At 37.9% G+C, this 14,281-nt stretch carries 17 protein-coding genes and 3 pseudogenes; 5 read left to right on the forward strand and 15 right to left on the reverse strand.

Annotated features, from left to right (window positions below; translation table 11 throughout):
• Nucleotides 1-16: 16 nt before the first annotated feature.
• The 10 genes from QOS01_RS01560 to QOS01_RS01605 form a co-directional block, all read right to left on the reverse strand.
• A complete protein-coding gene (locus QOS01_RS01560) occupies nucleotides 17-1,720 on the reverse strand; it encodes a terminase large subunit (protein WP_283620791.1) in 1,704 nt (567 codons plus the stop codon).
• On the reverse strand, nucleotides 1,717-2,199 hold the full coding sequence (locus QOS01_RS01565; protein WP_283620792.1) for a phage terminase small subunit P27 family: 483 nt from the start codon (nucleotides 2,197-2,199) through the stop codon (nucleotides 1,717-1,719). Before QOS01_RS01565 ends, QOS01_RS01560 begins: the two co-directional genes overlap by 4 nt.
• A gap of 335 nt (nucleotides 2,200-2,534) precedes the next feature.
• Entirely contained in the window at nucleotides 2,535-2,975 is a 441-nt protein-coding gene (locus tag QOS01_RS01570) for an HNH endonuclease (protein WP_283620793.1), read from the reverse strand.
• Between the two features lie 51 nt (nucleotides 2,976-3,026).
• Nucleotides 3,027-3,347, reverse strand: coding sequence for a phage head closure protein (locus QOS01_RS01575; protein ID WP_283620794.1), 321 nt, complete (start codon nucleotides 3,345-3,347; stop codon nucleotides 3,027-3,029).
• A gap of 23 nt (nucleotides 3,348-3,370) precedes the next feature.
• A complete protein-coding gene (locus QOS01_RS01580) occupies nucleotides 3,371-3,556 on the reverse strand; it encodes a sporulation protein Cse60 (RefSeq protein ID WP_283620795.1) in 186 nt (61 codons plus the stop codon).
• A 275-nt stretch (nucleotides 3,557-3,831) separates the two neighbouring features.
• Complete coding sequence (locus QOS01_RS01585; RefSeq protein WP_283620796.1) at nucleotides 3,832-5,475, reverse strand: virulence-associated E family protein; 1,644 nt, start codon at nucleotides 5,473-5,475, stop codon at nucleotides 3,832-3,834.
• Nucleotides 5,476-6,495 carry a phage NrS-1 polymerase family protein gene (locus QOS01_RS01590; protein WP_283620797.1) on the reverse strand — a complete coding sequence of 340 codons (1,020 nt, stop codon included), beginning with the start codon at nucleotides 6,493-6,495 and terminating at the stop codon, nucleotides 5,476-5,478.
• Nucleotides 6,488-6,748: a hypothetical protein gene (locus tag QOS01_RS01595; protein WP_283620798.1), complete on the reverse strand. Its 261-nt coding sequence runs from the start codon at nucleotides 6,746-6,748 to the stop codon at nucleotides 6,488-6,490. Before QOS01_RS01595 ends, QOS01_RS01590 begins: the two co-directional genes overlap by 8 nt.
• Before the next feature lie 217 nt (nucleotides 6,749-6,965).
• On the reverse strand, nucleotides 6,966-7,094 hold the full coding sequence (locus QOS01_RS01600; protein ID WP_283620799.1) for a hypothetical protein: 129 nt from the start codon (nucleotides 7,092-7,094) through the stop codon (nucleotides 6,966-6,968).
• A gap of 39 nt (nucleotides 7,095-7,133) precedes the next feature.
• Nucleotides 7,134-7,406 carry a helix-turn-helix domain-containing protein gene (locus tag QOS01_RS01605; protein WP_283620800.1) on the reverse strand — a complete coding sequence of 91 codons (273 nt, stop codon included), beginning with the start codon at nucleotides 7,404-7,406 and terminating at the stop codon, nucleotides 7,134-7,136.
• Nucleotides 7,407-7,571: 165 nt separating this feature from the next.
• Here QOS01_RS01605 and QOS01_RS01610 point away from each other — a divergent pair, with 165 nt between their 5' ends.
• The 5 genes and pseudogenes from QOS01_RS01610 to QOS01_RS10785 form a co-directional block, all read left to right on the forward strand.
• On the forward strand, nucleotides 7,572-8,219 hold the full coding sequence (locus tag QOS01_RS01610) for a helix-turn-helix domain-containing protein (RefSeq protein WP_283620801.1): 648 nt from the start codon (nucleotides 7,572-7,574) through the stop codon (nucleotides 8,217-8,219).
• A 307-nt stretch (nucleotides 8,220-8,526) separates the two neighbouring features.
• Complete coding sequence (locus tag QOS01_RS01615; protein ID WP_283620802.1) at nucleotides 8,527-9,618, forward strand: tyrosine-type recombinase/integrase; 1,092 nt, start codon at nucleotides 8,527-8,529, stop codon at nucleotides 9,616-9,618.
• Between the two features lie 947 nt (nucleotides 9,619-10,565).
• A pseudogene (locus tag QOS01_RS01620) lies at nucleotides 10,566-10,712 on the forward strand (ATP-binding protein); the annotation flags it as partial.
• A gap of 61 nt (nucleotides 10,713-10,773) precedes the next feature.
• A pseudogene (locus tag QOS01_RS01625) lies at nucleotides 10,774-10,941 on the forward strand (transposase); the annotation flags it as partial.
• A 47-nt stretch (nucleotides 10,942-10,988) separates the two neighbouring features.
• Nucleotides 10,989-11,099, forward strand: a pseudogene (locus tag QOS01_RS10785) (IS30 family transposase); the annotation flags it as partial.
• Between the two features lie 30 nt (nucleotides 11,100-11,129).
• Here QOS01_RS10785 and QOS01_RS01630 read toward each other — a convergent pair.
• From QOS01_RS01630 to QOS01_RS01650, 5 genes are all read right to left on the reverse strand, one after another.
• A complete protein-coding gene (locus QOS01_RS01630) occupies nucleotides 11,130-12,176 on the reverse strand; it encodes a hypothetical protein (RefSeq protein ID WP_283620803.1) in 1,047 nt (348 codons plus the stop codon).
• A gap of 361 nt (nucleotides 12,177-12,537) precedes the next feature.
• Complete coding sequence (locus QOS01_RS01635) at nucleotides 12,538-12,762, reverse strand: hypothetical protein (protein ID WP_283620804.1); 225 nt, start codon at nucleotides 12,760-12,762, stop codon at nucleotides 12,538-12,540.
• Nucleotides 12,763-12,916: 154 nt separating this feature from the next.
• Nucleotides 12,917-13,348, reverse strand: coding sequence for a hypothetical protein (locus QOS01_RS01640; protein WP_283620805.1), 432 nt, complete (start codon nucleotides 13,346-13,348; stop codon nucleotides 12,917-12,919).
• A 34-nt stretch (nucleotides 13,349-13,382) separates the two neighbouring features.
• Nucleotides 13,383-13,958 carry a Fic family protein gene (locus QOS01_RS01645; RefSeq protein ID WP_283620806.1) on the reverse strand — a complete coding sequence of 192 codons (576 nt, stop codon included), beginning with the start codon at nucleotides 13,956-13,958 and terminating at the stop codon, nucleotides 13,383-13,385.
• Entirely contained in the window at nucleotides 13,948-14,172 is a 225-nt protein-coding gene (locus QOS01_RS01650; RefSeq protein WP_283620807.1) for a hypothetical protein, read from the reverse strand. The genes QOS01_RS01645 and QOS01_RS01650 overlap by 11 nt, the downstream gene beginning before the upstream one ends.
• Nucleotides 14,173-14,281 lie beyond the last annotated feature (109 nt).

The following is a 14,281-nucleotide window of genomic DNA, read 5'->3' on the forward strand; positions in this document are numbered from 1 at the left end:
TTCATCTCACCACCTTTCATTGCAAAAACTCTGGACTGGAGTAGAAGTCATTTAACGTCTTGCTCTTCTCTTGGTCAGTAAAATAGGTTCGGGCGAAAACATAAGCATTCATAAGGGCCGCCGCCGGGTCAATCCGACTGTTAGAGTTACGGCTTCGCTTTTGTAGTTGCCAGCCGTTGTTATCTTCTTTAATCCGGGCATTAATCATTGAATAGCGAAGCAGTTGGTTATCATCATGAATGATCTTCTTTTGGAATAGATTGTCTCTAAACTCACGGGTCGGAACATTGAGAGTTAAAGTCCCTTGTCGTACTTCAATTAGTGGAATATCTGGCAGCTCTCTTTCACACTTGGCTAGAATGTTATTGAAATTCCACGGGTCATAGCAGATAGCTTTCACATTCCAATGGTTTTGGCGAATGACGTTTTGCAGATAAGCGAACACATCGTCAATATCAATCACACCAGAAGCTAAGGTAGTGATAGAACATTCACCACGTTTTTCACCAGCCCGATAGTTAAAGCCGTCTAGTTTAATTTTGCGGTCTAGGCCGTATTTAGTACCTACCCAGGAATGAGAATCCACGTAAAAACGGCCATCAATTGGAACTACCCAACTAATCGCCGTTAAGTCGTTTGTCTTACTCATATCAAAGCCAATATAAACGTCACGCCCGGTAGTGTCGGGGGTGTCTATTTCGGTTTTATCCCAGTCGTCCACACTAATATAGGAATTATCGGCAGCTTGAAGCCACATATTAAAATTCTTTGTTAGCACCGGAATTAAATCGTCCTGTGCGATACCTAGGTTTACATCATCTTGAATCTTTGGTTGCATACGCTTCTTAATCGCTGGTATTTCAAAGATAGGGTTAGCCTTAATCCACGTCTTAGGCTTAGTGACTTCTTTACGGTCGTCCAGCTCCCAGATAGCAATAAAATAGCGATCTGCTTGCTTCTTACCAGCTAACACATCGCTTAACATCTTATATTCAGCATACATTGGAACGTTAAGGTCCAGGCCACTCGTAGAAATAATGAGTAGCAGGCTATTTGGTTCCTGTGCTTGCCCGGACTTCAAAACATCATATACCTTGCGGTCTTTGGCTGCTGCGTACTCATCAAGAATTATCGTTGTCCCGGCGTAACCATCAAGGGTATTAGTGTCACTAGCTAGGGCCGTAGCAAAGCTATCGGTAGGTAGGTCGGTGATACGTTCCTTTTGCACCTTTACCCGGTGACGGACTAATCGACTAGTCTTTTGTACCTGTCTGAGACTACTTGAAAGCATATCGTAACCCAACTTCGCTTGTTTCAAGGCGTTAGAGACGAAAAGGACTTGGCGGTTCTTAGCTGGTTTGTTTTCCATCATCAAACCAATAGCGGCCAGGGAAGCGGCTAGATAGGTTTTACCAGACTTACGGGCCATTGATACCATACCCTGTGTGTAACGCCGTTCACCGGTTTCTTTTACTCGCCAGCCGTATAACTCGCTTACTATCCATTCTTGGTATTCGGCTAGGTGAAACTTACCACCATCGGTTAATGGCAGCATCTGGACAAACTGGCAGGCTTTACGGGCCATCTTTTCATCATAGTAGTAGGGGAAGTCGTCACTCTTTGAACGCTCTAAATCACGTTTATAACGCTCACAGGCAAGGCGTATCTTCTTCCCGGCTACGATCTTACCAGACAATACATCATCAACGTATTTAATCAACTTGCATCATCTGCCAAGAAGTCAGCAAACGGGTCTTCCGGGTCTTGTTGCTTTACCTTTTGGTTTTCTAACTTGGCCCGGCTACTAATATTCAAGCCAAAGTCACTGGCAATTGCTCGCATATTCTTAATGGCCTTGTCTTGCATATTGAAGTATGGATTGATCTTCTTAGTGCCTTGCGAAGTCATGACACACAAACCATCTTGAAGGATATATTTCTGGCAGGTGTGAACCGTCTGTGCTAGGACACAGTAATTAATTAATTGGCTACGGTCTAGGTTGCTTGCTGGTGTTTCCTTTTTGAGTAGGGGCACGATCTTTTGCCATTCCTTACGGGCGTAACCGTGTAACTCTTCGGGAACCGTTTCATCAATTGCTTCATAGTTTTCTTTAAGGTTATTCTGGACTTCTTCACGATCAGCTAACTGGTCTTTTGTCCAGTGACCTCTCAACTTTTCTACTGGTTTAATGTTTGCCATACAATTCACCACCTTAACATAGCAAAAATAGCCAATAGACGAATATCTAATGGCTATTTATACCCAGTAATCTTTATTATACGAATATTATACCCTTTTTAAGTGAAAAAGGCAAACAATTGTTCGTGATTATTACGGGTTACTTAATCAATTTACCCCCTAATAATAGCGATTTACATTTCTATTAATAATATGTATAAAAAGCTGTATATTATGTGTTTTATACATAGGAATAATGGAAAACCAGGCAAATTGGACCTTTATTGAAGCGAAAGTCCCTGCCCCGCTCCCCTCTGGCAAGCATAGGCCCGGGGGTAAAATGACGAACAATAATTTTATTTTTCATTTATTGTTCGTGTTTTAGCCATACGCTTATGCTTTTCTTTCCATGTCTTTCGGTTATGGCATGAATAGCAAAGACTTTGAAGGTTGTCTTTGTCTAGTCGCTTACTCCAGTCGTCTCTTAGCTCAATCACATGGTCCACAAGGTCAGCCTTGCGATAGATACCATGTGCTTCACAGGACACGCATAAAGGGTGCATCATTAACCAACGGTGACTTAGTTTCTTCCATGCTGCCGAACGATAGAAGTGTTGGTACTTGCCTTCGTGTTGGCTAGTTATCCGCTTATGGTAGACAGCCTTATTAATCATGTGTCGTTCTTGTTTGTCTGCTTGGTCAATTGGCTTGTGGTATTCGTGCTTACTACAATAGCGTTGGTCATAGGGAATCAGCTTAGAACAACCAGGATAATTACATAGGTGAATTGGTTTCATGTTATTACCTCCAATACAAAAGGGAGCAGTAACTAGCTACTCCCTCAATGCTTACTTTCTTGTTGTATGTCCCTTAGCTTGTCTCAATGTTACTAAGTCAAAGGCATTCAATCGTTCGTCACTGTTAATGTTAACAATATCATAATGCTGTCCTTTGTACTTGGCCTTGTAATTCTTCTTGATACTTGGGTTGTGCCTGATAACTAGCACCAGGTCAACGTTAATGTTAGTACCCAGGTTAGAATATGTCTGGGTCATGGTGTTATTGTATTCGCCAGACCATACGGTAGCTACTTCGACAGGTGAGGTAACATTAACTCCCATTTTATTCTGGTGACTCTTTACCGTTTCAAACGTCACTTTACTTTTCATTCTAGTAATGTCATAGTTCAACATTATTTATCACCGTCCTTGTAAATCACCAGTGCATAACGGCTTAAGAAATCTTCATCTTCGTTAACTTGATATTTAATATCAATTAATTCTTTGTCTTTGATAAACTCATTAATCTGTTCTTCTAAAGTGTGCTTCTTCTTACTCTCTAATCCACTGTAATGTACAAATTCTTTTGTTTTAATCATGATTATCCTTCTTCCTTCTCTGTGTGAGCGCCCACAATGACACGCTTCATTTATGCTACCGTGTCGCCTTGAATTGCCGTCATAGCAATGTTTGTGACAATAACTACACGGTACGGTAAAAACTAAAAACATTTACTAGGTAACTTACTCTTACAACCCTTACTAGGTTACTCTTTATATAGTGTGTAACCGTGTTGAATATGTATCTATCCTTACGGCACCAAGGGGTAAAGGCATACACGGTAGAAACTTTTAACTGTGTATAACCGTGTTATCTAAACACGTTTATATCCTTTTCTTCTGTGACCAAACAACTTACAATTGTCACTTTTTTTCCATTCGGGGTCGTTATCGAATACCATCGCTATCTTAGCGGTTAGTGTATTCTGGCCACCTCTAGCAATTTCTTTATTGGTTTGATTAAAGGCAACCTGTAATAATTCTGAATTAGTAAATGACTTCATCTTGTGTAAATCCTCTTTAGCAATAATTGTTCTAACGTTATCGCTATTTTTACTTTGAGTAGTAACATAAGCATATACGCCTTCATCTCTAACTCGTTTCCAATATTCCCTCCGTTGAAAAATTGAGAATTTGTCCCAGTCAATTGGAACCAGCAGGTTAGCATATTCCTTCATAAGGTTAGCTTGCATATCAAGAGTATTAGCTTCGGTCTGTTTTTGCTTAGCTATTACTTGCATTGACTTGCTTAACATTAACGGGTGCCCGTTGTCATACAAAGTCTTAGCTTCGGCTAGTACCTGAAAAATTTCTGAATTGTTGTAATCATTAGGCCGTGGTAACTTCTTGGTAGCTCGCTTAATTTCACAGTGAATAGGGAAGAAACGGCGGTTCCCGGTTAGATCGTGTAAATACTCTGTCCGGTTGACAGTACCAATAAATACATTCTTCCGTGGGTGATCTTCATTGATAGTGCCGTACGGGGAACGATAGCTGTCGCTTGTAGCGGTAATAAAGGCTTTCGTTCTGGAAATGGAAGTCTCATTCATTGCTTCTAGTTCGCCAATTTCAATTAACCATTTTGTGTGTACCTTGATTAAATCGTCTTTACGTACACCCATGGTCATAAGCGAATCATCAAAGTATTTTGGCTCTGACAATAAAGAAATAAGAGAACTCTTACCAATTCCCTGGGCACCATCAATTACCGGTACCATGTCAAATTTGACACCTGGATTATAAGCACGGGCAACCAGTCCAGTTAGCCACGTCTCTGTGACCGCTTTAACATATTCGTTATTGTCAGCGCCTAGGTAGTCAATAAAGAAGGTTGCTGCCCGTTTTTTACCGTCCCATTTAACACTTTCAATCCGTTGCTTTACTGGATTATACGAATTATCAAGGGCTGCTAGTTTGATACCAGCTAGAACAGTTTGAGTTGAAGGGGTGTAACGATAGTAACGTTCAATATTATCAGTTAGTTGGTTAGTAAATTTATCGTTAACTGGTACATAGCTATTAGTTTTAGAATCTTTTCGATATTCAGCTTGTTCAGTAAATTGGTTCCAACGAAGCAATCCGCTGTAATGGCTATCCCTAGTTAGGATTAAACGGACGTTTTCTCGTGACTTTGCATTGATAGCGCCATTCTTTGAAGTCAGCATATTGTCCATTACTTCTTGCCTAGAATCCGGCCGAATGCCTAATGCTATTTGATCGGTTAGTCCTAGAATTAGCAGGGCTTTATAATCTGAATTAGACATTTCAAGGCTTTTAACTTTTTTGAGAACGTCAGCGCCGAACATAGCTGCTTCTTTCTTTGAATACTCGTCTAGCAGCATATCTTCAATTTTGTTCGCAAGCTCTACGCTTTTTGAATTAGAAGAGAATCGGTAACTAAATGCTTTAATTTCTTTTTTTAGTGCTTGAAGTTGTTTTTCAATATTTTCATCACTCATTTATTCAATAACCCCCTTTACGATAATCTTTGGCTGACGTTTCTTCCAACTGTTAAACTGTGCAGATTTATAGTTAATTGCGTTTTGAATAGTTATATCGCCATACGTAAAACCGCCAGTTTGTCGGTCCCACTTGGGCCTGTATAGTTGTGTCTGTCGGAAAATCTCGTCCATTAACTGGGGGTCGCATTTGGTCCAGTAGGCCAGCATATTGCAACAGCTCTGATCTTCGGCACTGTGGTCGAAGTCAAATACCTTGTGGGCTTGCGCTTCTCTTGTACTGTCAAAAACTGGTACATCAAGCCAATTGCGAAGACGCTTATCATCTCCAGTATTACTATTTAGGATTGCTTGCATTATTTTTTTAGCAGTAGGTGAAAGCTGTTGACGATGTTTAATCTGGACAGGCTTAGCGTCCACATTGGTGTTCTGTTCTAATTCTTGGCCGAATACCAGTTGGTAGAGTTGTGACCACCTTTCCTGGCCAATTGTGGTTATATGTGACGTTTCATCGTTTAGACAGTTACCAGTTAAGGCTACGAATCTTTTATCATGGTAAAGTTCACGGCTCTTGTTGTTGGTGTATTCATCTTTAACCTTTTTGTATTGACCGAAGTTAGTTACGGAACTTTCTACTCGGAAAATAAAATGCAATCCAGATTGTGACGTAGATACTTCACAGTAGGTGTCGTCTAGTAAAAAGAGAATCTGGTCAATCAGATTGACTTCGCCTAGATTATGTTCGGCGATTGTGTCGGTAATATCGTCTAGGTCCAGTAAGCACCAACTATCACCTAGGTAGAATGATGGTCCGCCGAATACAGCAGGGGCTTCGTGGTAATATTGCCGTGCTTGTTGGTAACTACACCAAGTTACCGGGTCATTACTTTTGCCAGGCTGATTGCGAAGTGGGTCCCAGGGAATTTTATTTATGTGGCCGCTTACCTCAATATCACGCTTCCACAGTCCCCAGCGGTTAGCGTGGGCCATTTTTGCAGGGAAGGCTATTGTTTTAGGCATTGTCGCCACCGCCTTTCACTTCGTTATATGCACTAAGTTGTTTAGTTGAATCAATTACATTGCTCTTGGCTATCGCTAGTAATGTTTCAATAGCGCTCTGGTCACGTTGAATTTCATATGCAATTGCCCGTGCTTCTTCTGTGGTAAGGTTTCTCGTTCCAACGTGATCTAGTGTTAGGTCTAGCTCATCATCTAGGGCCTGAAGTAGATCAGTAGTCTGGTATAGCTTTGTTAAAATATCATCAAAATTCATTCTTCCAAATCCTTTCATCTGTGTTAAAATGAAAGGGTAAAGATATTTATGTTTCACGTCCTCAAAGCCAGCCAGCTCAAGGACTTTTTTTGTTTCACAAATATTCTTTACCCTAAAAGCGTTAGTCGTTGTCAGTGTCTGAATTGGCGTTCTCACTGTCAGCGGCTTTTTCGTTTTCTAGTTGATCTTTAGTCTTAGTCATTCTCAATCGTCCTTTCTATAAGTAGTTAATGATTGAAGCAATTAAAGCTAACAAGGGAAGTAGTGTCATACCGTAGGCCCAGGCCCGGTCGTCCGGGCTAGTGAACCAAAAGTTCAGTATGGCCTGGTCAATCTTAGCTAACATTGAATCACCTCCTAACATATCCCCCGTGCCGGTAGTTGATTACTTTGTAGCCATAAACTTGTCTAAGTCATTGCGATTGAAGCGGTAGGTCTTACCAATATGTTTGTAAGGAATATCGCTAGTATCAATCCAATCGTTTAATGTTCCAAGCGAAATGTGAAGATAGTCAGCCGCTTCTTTTTTACTCATGTATAATGGGTATTCACTTTTAAGCGCCTGGTCTTTGGCTTGAAGAATTGCTTGAATTGCAACTTCTTTAATGTCGTTTGCAAAATTATCAGAAATTTTGGTTTCGGTAGTTATCGTTGCCATTATTTCACCTTCTCTCTCAACATTAACTCAACCTAATCTCAAAAATAAACTCAGTTAGGCTCAACTAATACTCAACTAACTGATTGACTTAATCATATAGCACTATTAAAATAAAGTCAACAACATTAACTCAACTTTTTCGAGGACAAATGGTGATGATACTTAGTGAATAAAAAAGAAATCGGCAAAAGAATTAAAGCTATAAGAATGAGATTAGGAGAAAACCAAACACAGTTTGGTGAGCGCTTTTCACCACCAATTGGGAAAGGTGGTGTTTCCAGGTGGGAAAGTGGCGATACAAAGCCCAACGCCAAAAGATTAGAAAAAATAGCTGAACTTGGCGGTGTTTCTGTTGAGTATCTTATTAACGGTGAACATTTGAATACCAAGGAAACTATAAAGCTTATTGAAAAAGTAAGAAATTATAATGCAATTAAAGAACTTAAATTAAGTGAAGAAGACAAGAAGCAGGTCAATGCAATTCGATTAGAGGGAGCTATTCTTGTTAATGACGCAATTGAGAAAACTAGAAGAAAAAATATAGAACTTCTCAATAGGGCAAAGAAAATTATAGAGAAAGAACCATTAAATGCCGCAGAACTAGGAATATATAACGGGTTTATTTCACTATTTGAGTTGCTTAGAAATTATGGTTCCCCAGACCAACAAATTAATTTTGAATCTGTTATCATTTCTATGTGGCAAATTGCCAATGGGAACATGGAATATAATAAAGACGATATTCTTCCCAATGTTGATAAGTTACTATCTAGTTTTCCTATTAAGAAAGATGATAGTGACGAATCAAAGTAGGGTACCATTTCCACACTAATTTGATTATGGTACCGTCGAAACCATTATGGTACCGATTGAGCCTTACAGCCACAAGGGATTAGGCCATGCGGTACCATTTTTACCCGGAATTGATTATGATACCGTCTTTTATGTAGAGAAAATGTAGTCTACATTCTACATAAGTCTCTACACGGTTGAGCCTTACTCTCCCAAGGGGTTAGGACACTATGTAGAGATGTAGAGTTTTGTTTTGCTTATTATGTATTTTCACCTCTTAACATATCCCCCGTGTCGATGAGCTGAGCGAATCGAAAGGGTGAAGTTAATGAGCATTACAATTTCAAAGGTTAAGAATGGTTATCAAGGCTACGCTTATTATTATGATGGAAACAATAAGCGCCACAAAAAGTCGGCTGGCCGTCACAAATTACGAAGGCAAGCTAAAGAAGCAGCACTGGAACTTGAAGCTAAGCTAAAAGAAAATAATTCAGCTAGTAAAGATATTAGTTTTTACGATTACTATAATCGTTGGTTTGATCTTTATAAGAAGAATAAAGCCCAAAGTCACAGTGCTAGTTATCAATATGAGTTGTTTGGTAAATTGATAAAGAAGTATTTCAAGAAAACCAAGTTAAAAGATATTGTCCGTTCTGATTATCAAGCATTTATTAATTGGTATGGTGAACACCATGCTTATGAATCTGTAAGGAAACTAAAAGGTGCTTGTGACACTTGTATTTCTTATGCGATTGATGATGGAATCATTAATCGGAATTTTACAAGAAATGTTGAAATAGCCTATAACAAAGATAATTCTCGTAAGACTGAGTATCTTAGCAACGAGGAACTACATCGGTTAAAAGAATTTATTGTTAGTAAGCTTGAGCGATATAACACTAGTCGTTATATGATACTTACGGCAATCTACACCGGAATGAGGAAAGCAGAAATACAAGCGTTAACGTGGAATGATATTGATTTCTTGCATTCTACAATTTCAATAAGTAAATCGTGGGACGAAAGAGAAAAAGCCTTCAAACCCACAAAGACAAAATCAAGCAACCGGGTCATTAGAGTTAACCGTAAGTTGCTAAAATATCTTGAAGATTTGAAGGCCAATGGTTCTACAATGGTTTTTAAGAATGTGTTCGGAACAATACCGACTTCTAATGCTTTAAATAGCTGTCTCCATTCAATAATGAAAGAAGCTAAGTTGAGTAAAAAAGATTTTACCTTTCACTCATTACGGCATGTTCATGTTGCCTATTTGATTGGTCAAGGTGTCGATATAAATGCAATCAGTAAGCGACTAGGGCACTCAAACATAAATATTACTCTGGGTGTTTATTCTTACTTGATTGAAGAATACAAAAATAAAAACGATAATCTAATCGTTAAAAAGCTGGAAAGCATTTAATTGAGCTAAAATTGAGCTAAAAACGTTATAAATCGCTCTACACCGGCATTTAAAAATGCCGTGCGGGTGATTTTTTTATTTTATGCTGATTATCAATAGCGCTAAAACGTTGATATATCAGCATTTTTATTTTCCTAAAAATCTATAAAAACGTATTTTTTAGCAAGTCCACGACAAACTCACGACAAAATTTTATTTCTTGCCGGCGTTGATAGGTCACCAATTAGGCGGCCTTTTTATTTTGCCCTGCGGAAAAGGGTGCGGAAAAATCATCCCCTAATTGCTGGCGATTGCTTTTAGGGTGTCGGGATTGTCAGCATGATGGTATACTCAAAGAAAAAATAGTGGTCGTTGGGGACACCGTGTGTTTAACCATCAACCCGGACACCACAACCCGCTAGAATTTTCAGCCCATGCAATCCATAAAACCGATTGAGGGCTTTTTTAGTTGCTGGGGGATGTTAATAACCTGCCATGCTATAATTAACGAGTATTGGGTTTGTTGTGAGTTCAATTTTTGAACATTAAAGGGCGGCTATGTGATGGCTGCCTTTTTTGTTGCTAAAACGGGGATGTTTTTCTAATGGTCATCCCCGATAAATACCGGTTTGATAACATTTAACCAGTACTACCCCCCCTAGGGGTAAAATTTTTAAAATTAACGCTTGCGTGCAGGCCGACGGCATTGTGTGCCGCTCTCTTCTGAGTGGTAACGGGGGCGGGGTGTTTTAGTGCAATCAATTCGTTATCGGTGCAAAGCGTGGATAAATTGCACCGGTAAATAAAAAGGACAGCTAACCCGCTTGGCTAGTTGTCCTGGTCGTTTAGTTCTTGCTACCGTTTCTTGATATAATCTGCCAGTATTGCTAGGTCGTCCTTTTGCTGTATATTGAAATGCTGAATAACTTATGTAACATATATAACTTGTACAGATATATGAATCTGACATAACGACCAATGTGCCATTATCAAGTTGGGGAACCGTCCTCCAGAGTACTGCGACTGCAGAGGCGATTTTGGACCGCCTTGTCTATCATTCACACGTGATTAAGATCAAGGGGAAGTCATACCGTTTGGCATCGGTCAATTCTTAAACCGCCCGAATCATACATTTTTAAACCGCCATAAAACGACAATTCAAAACCGCCCTTGACAGAAGGGACAAATAACAAGATTAAAGTTATTAAACGAACCGCTTATGGTTTTCGTAACTTCTTCAATCTTCGGGCTCGTATCCTGCTCGCCCTACCTAATTCATATATTGCCATCAACTGGAACCATAAAAGAACAGCTCATGCCAAATTCCAGACACGAGCTACTTAAAACTTATTCTATTTTCTCATCAGTACTTCTTGACGAAGAGCCATAATACAGAAAAGGACGTTGAACACTGCCAAAAGCAAAATCAACGTCCTCACAAAGTGTTAAGTTATGAAACCCCATATGAAGTATTTTTTGACAAACCGTTGCACTTAGTTTGACAATTCGCCGTACTTATTTAAGGTCAGTACTCAGTTATAAAATTTATCAGAGTGGTGGAATCCAGCATAAGTGTAGCCATACCTATCGTAACCATCTTTATCATAGCCATAAGGATTGTACCCATATCTGTCATAGCCATTAATATATTCCGGTGGGTACTCGTTACTTGAATTTATCGTCGTTACATAATAGTACGAGAAAGGAATAATTCGTGGCATTTCAGTCCAAGCATAGCCATCCCTATCATGATGACTTTTGTCAAAACCTGCTCTGTCATAGCCTTCTCTGTCATAGCCATTTTTGTCATAGCCATTTTTGTCATAGCCATCTTTATCGTAACCGAATGGGTCATAGCCATCTTTATCATAGCCATTGATATAGGACGATTTGGGTAACCCTGTTTCTGACATTTTAATTTTATTAAAGCCATCCCTGTCGTAGCCATATTTGTCATAGCCATCTCTGTTATAGCCTTCCCTATCGTAAGCGTAGTAACTAAAAACATTGTCACCAGTATAACCATCTCTATCATATCTTTGTTTATCATAGCCTTCTCTGTTATAGCCTTCCCTATCGTAACCTTGTTTATCATAACCATCTCTGTCATAGCCATTTTTACCATAGCCATTTTTATCATAGCCATCTTTATCGTAACCGAATGGGTCATAGCTATCTTTATCATAGCCATTGATATAGGACGATTTGGGCAACCCTGTTTCTGACATTTTATTTTTATTAAAACCGTCCCTGTCGTAGCCATCTTTGTCATAGCCTTCTCTGTTATAGCCAAATCTATCGTAGCCTAAATCAGTATAACCGTCTCTATCGTAACCTTGTTTGTCATAGCCATATCTGTTATAACCGTCTTCATCATAACCTCGTCGATCATAGCCTTCTCTGTTATAGCCATTTCTATCATAGCCAGATCTTTCGTAGCCATCTTTGTTAAATCCTTCTCTATCATAGCCATATTTGTCATAGCCATCTTTATCGTAACCGAACTGGTCATAGCCACTTTCATCATATCTAACTCCTCTAATAAGGTAATCCCAGTCTCTGTTTTTGTAATCTTTCATATTATCTACCCCAACATTAATATATTCACAACTTAATTATAATACATATTTATTATTTTGATTTTGAAATTATAGGCACGAATAAAAGCTTCCCTATTTTTTGCTGTGCTTTTTCCGGCCGACTAATATTCTCGTATGTTGTTACTACTAGAATTATTTTTTAATATCAATAGTAAAGGGAGTATTAGCATGGATAACTTGTGCTAATAACTTCATTGTTCTTAAAAATAAACAAACAGCTCATATCTTTTCATAGGGACAAGCTACTTGATTTAAATTTATTTATCGGAACTTATTGATGAAGAACCAAATCATTAAACTTTTGTCTAATATTTGTTATTAGGTACTTTAAGTTAAAAAATTACTTAAAAAATAAATAAAGTATCATTATTAAGACACAAACATTGCCAATAGTCTCTCCAAAGAGAGCATACATAATAACTCCAAGTATTCCAAAAACTAATATGGCACTAAAACATCCTGTACCCTCAAAAATATGGTTGCCATATATATACCAACCCCCTGTACCAAAAATCATACATCCTATAACTCCAATTACTAATGCTAGCGCAACAATTGCTCCCATTAAATAACCTCCAGATATAAGTTAAGTAGCCTTGTTATTTTTAAGTACATACTTAAAATGTAAACATTATCATTAAAACTTATTCAATAGCCTTAGTATTGTACCATACCTAAAAAGTTTGTGACTTCAATAGTTATTCAAACTCTATACTTTCTTATTTAATTTCTTCAAATTTTGGATTGTGAATATTAATAACGAGAGTATTTTGTTCTTTTACACTATATGACTTTTGCCATCTATTGTCTTCATTGCCGTTCCAAGGCAAGTAAATACTTTCTATAGTATGATCATTAAAAATAACATCAACGTTCACAATGTCATTCCAGTAATTTATTCTTTGTTTTAAGGTGTAGCCACTGAATGTCCTGATTTTATCATTCATTAAATATTCTCTATCTAATTGAATTTCACAATATTCGGCATTATATTCAATAATAAGTCCACTACTATCATTTTTCTTATTATACTTCAATCTTTGCTGGGTTAATCCTCTAAAATCAATTGATTTAATTGCACTTTTAGGAACAGTCATACTTTCCATATTTTCAAAATCCAATTTGATTGATACAAAATCGCCTTTTAACATTTCAATATCCTCTCAAAAATAAATTAATTAACCTTTATCTATTTACTACTTTAATAATACGACTAACCTCTTCAAAATCCACATTGTTCATTGCCTTAACTAACTCTCCTTGATACCGTGGAAACCAAAGTTCTTGTTTATGTTGTCCTGCAATGGTCTGTAAAAATATTTTAGTAGTTCTACCATTACCCTCTCTAAATGGATGGAGCTCATTTATATCAATCAATAAATTTGCATAATCTATAGCTAGCGGTTTTACCTTGGCATTAGTGTCAGCTAGTTCTCGATTAATCCATTTTTCTGCCATGTCCATACTTGACCAAGGTTGAAACTGATGTCCATTTTTTGATAGATCATAAGGCGGTCTGTGCTCATGACGATCTTGTCCTGCCCAAGAATAAATTCGCCCGAAAAGAAACCTATGCATTAGCTTAAAGTCACTGATACTATTAACCTTAAATTTATTTGGATTCAATTTAATAGCTTTAATTCGTTGACTTACCGTATTAAATTCCATAGAACTTAAAAATTCAGATTGAGTAATTCCTAGTTTATTTCGCAAGGTGCCGTTTGAGTACTTAAATTCTTGCTCAAGAGTATCATTTTTCATAGTAACCACCATAGATTCTTTGATAATCATGTAACATCTTTTTATCATTAGAAGGAGAATATTCTATTAGTTTTTCGATATCCTTTTTTGTTGGTTTCCATCCTTCATAAACATTAAATAGAGTTGCATCTTTAACCGCATGATATTCACAACATTCTTCAATATGAATACCCATAATGGTTTGTTCCATATCATTAAAAACAAATTCTTCCATAGCTTACGACCTCAAAATACAGATTTTATTTTGGCAGATTGTAAAATTTAAGTTGAACATTTAAGTGGACAGAAAAAACCATCAAGGTCTTTAATGGTGTTACCACACA

Origin of the sequence: Limosilactobacillus avium (assembly GCF_947381485.1) — a bacterium.
GTDB classification, from domain to species: Bacteria; Bacillota; Bacilli; order Lactobacillales; family Lactobacillaceae; genus Limosilactobacillus; species Limosilactobacillus avium.

Coding starts and splice junctions, on each gene's coding strand:
- QOS01_RS01565 (WP_283620792.1), bottom strand. CDS start 2,199: ATGGCAAACATTAAACCAGTAGAAAAGTTGAGAGGTCACTGGACAAAA.
- QOS01_RS01570 (WP_283620793.1), bottom strand. CDS start 2,975: ATGAAACCAATTCACCTATGTAATTATCCTGGTTGTTCTAAGCTGATT.
- QOS01_RS01575 (WP_283620794.1), bottom strand. CDS start 3,347: ATGAAAAGTAAAGTGACGTTTGAAACGGTAAAGAGTCACCAGAATAAA.
- QOS01_RS01580 (WP_283620795.1), bottom strand. CDS start 3,556: ATGATTAAAACAAAAGAATTTGTACATTACAGTGGATTAGAGAGTAAG.
- QOS01_RS01585 (WP_283620796.1), bottom strand. CDS start 5,475: ATGAGTGATGAAAATATTGAAAAACAACTTCAAGCACTAAAAAAAGAA.
- QOS01_RS01590 (WP_283620797.1), bottom strand. CDS start 6,495: ATGCCTAAAACAATAGCCTTCCCTGCAAAAATGGCCCACGCTAACCGC.
- QOS01_RS01595 (WP_283620798.1), bottom strand. CDS start 6,748: ATGAATTTTGATGATATTTTAACAAAGCTATACCAGACTACTGATCTA.
- QOS01_RS01600 (WP_283620799.1), bottom strand. CDS start 7,094: ATGTTAGCTAAGATTGACCAGGCCATACTGAACTTTTGGTTCACTAGC.
- QOS01_RS01605 (WP_283620800.1), bottom strand. CDS start 7,406: ATGGCAACGATAACTACCGAAACCAAAATTTCTGATAATTTTGCAAAC.
- QOS01_RS01615 (WP_283620802.1), top strand. CDS start 8,527: ATGAGCATTACAATTTCAAAGGTTAAGAATGGTTATCAAGGCTACGCT.
- QOS01_RS01630 (WP_283620803.1), bottom strand. CDS start 12,176: ATGAAAGATTACAAAAACAGAGACTGGGATTACCTTATTAGAGGAGTT.
- QOS01_RS01635 (WP_283620804.1), bottom strand. CDS start 12,762: ATGGGAGCAATTGTTGCGCTAGCATTAGTAATTGGAGTTATAGGATGT.
- QOS01_RS01640 (WP_283620805.1), bottom strand. CDS start 13,348: ATGTTAAAAGGCGATTTTGTATCAATCAAATTGGATTTTGAAAATATG.
- QOS01_RS01645 (WP_283620806.1), bottom strand. CDS start 13,958: ATGAAAAATGATACTCTTGAGCAAGAATTTAAGTACTCAAACGGCACC.
- QOS01_RS01650 (WP_283620807.1), bottom strand. CDS start 14,172: ATGGAAGAATTTGTTTTTAATGATATGGAACAAACCATTATGGGTATT.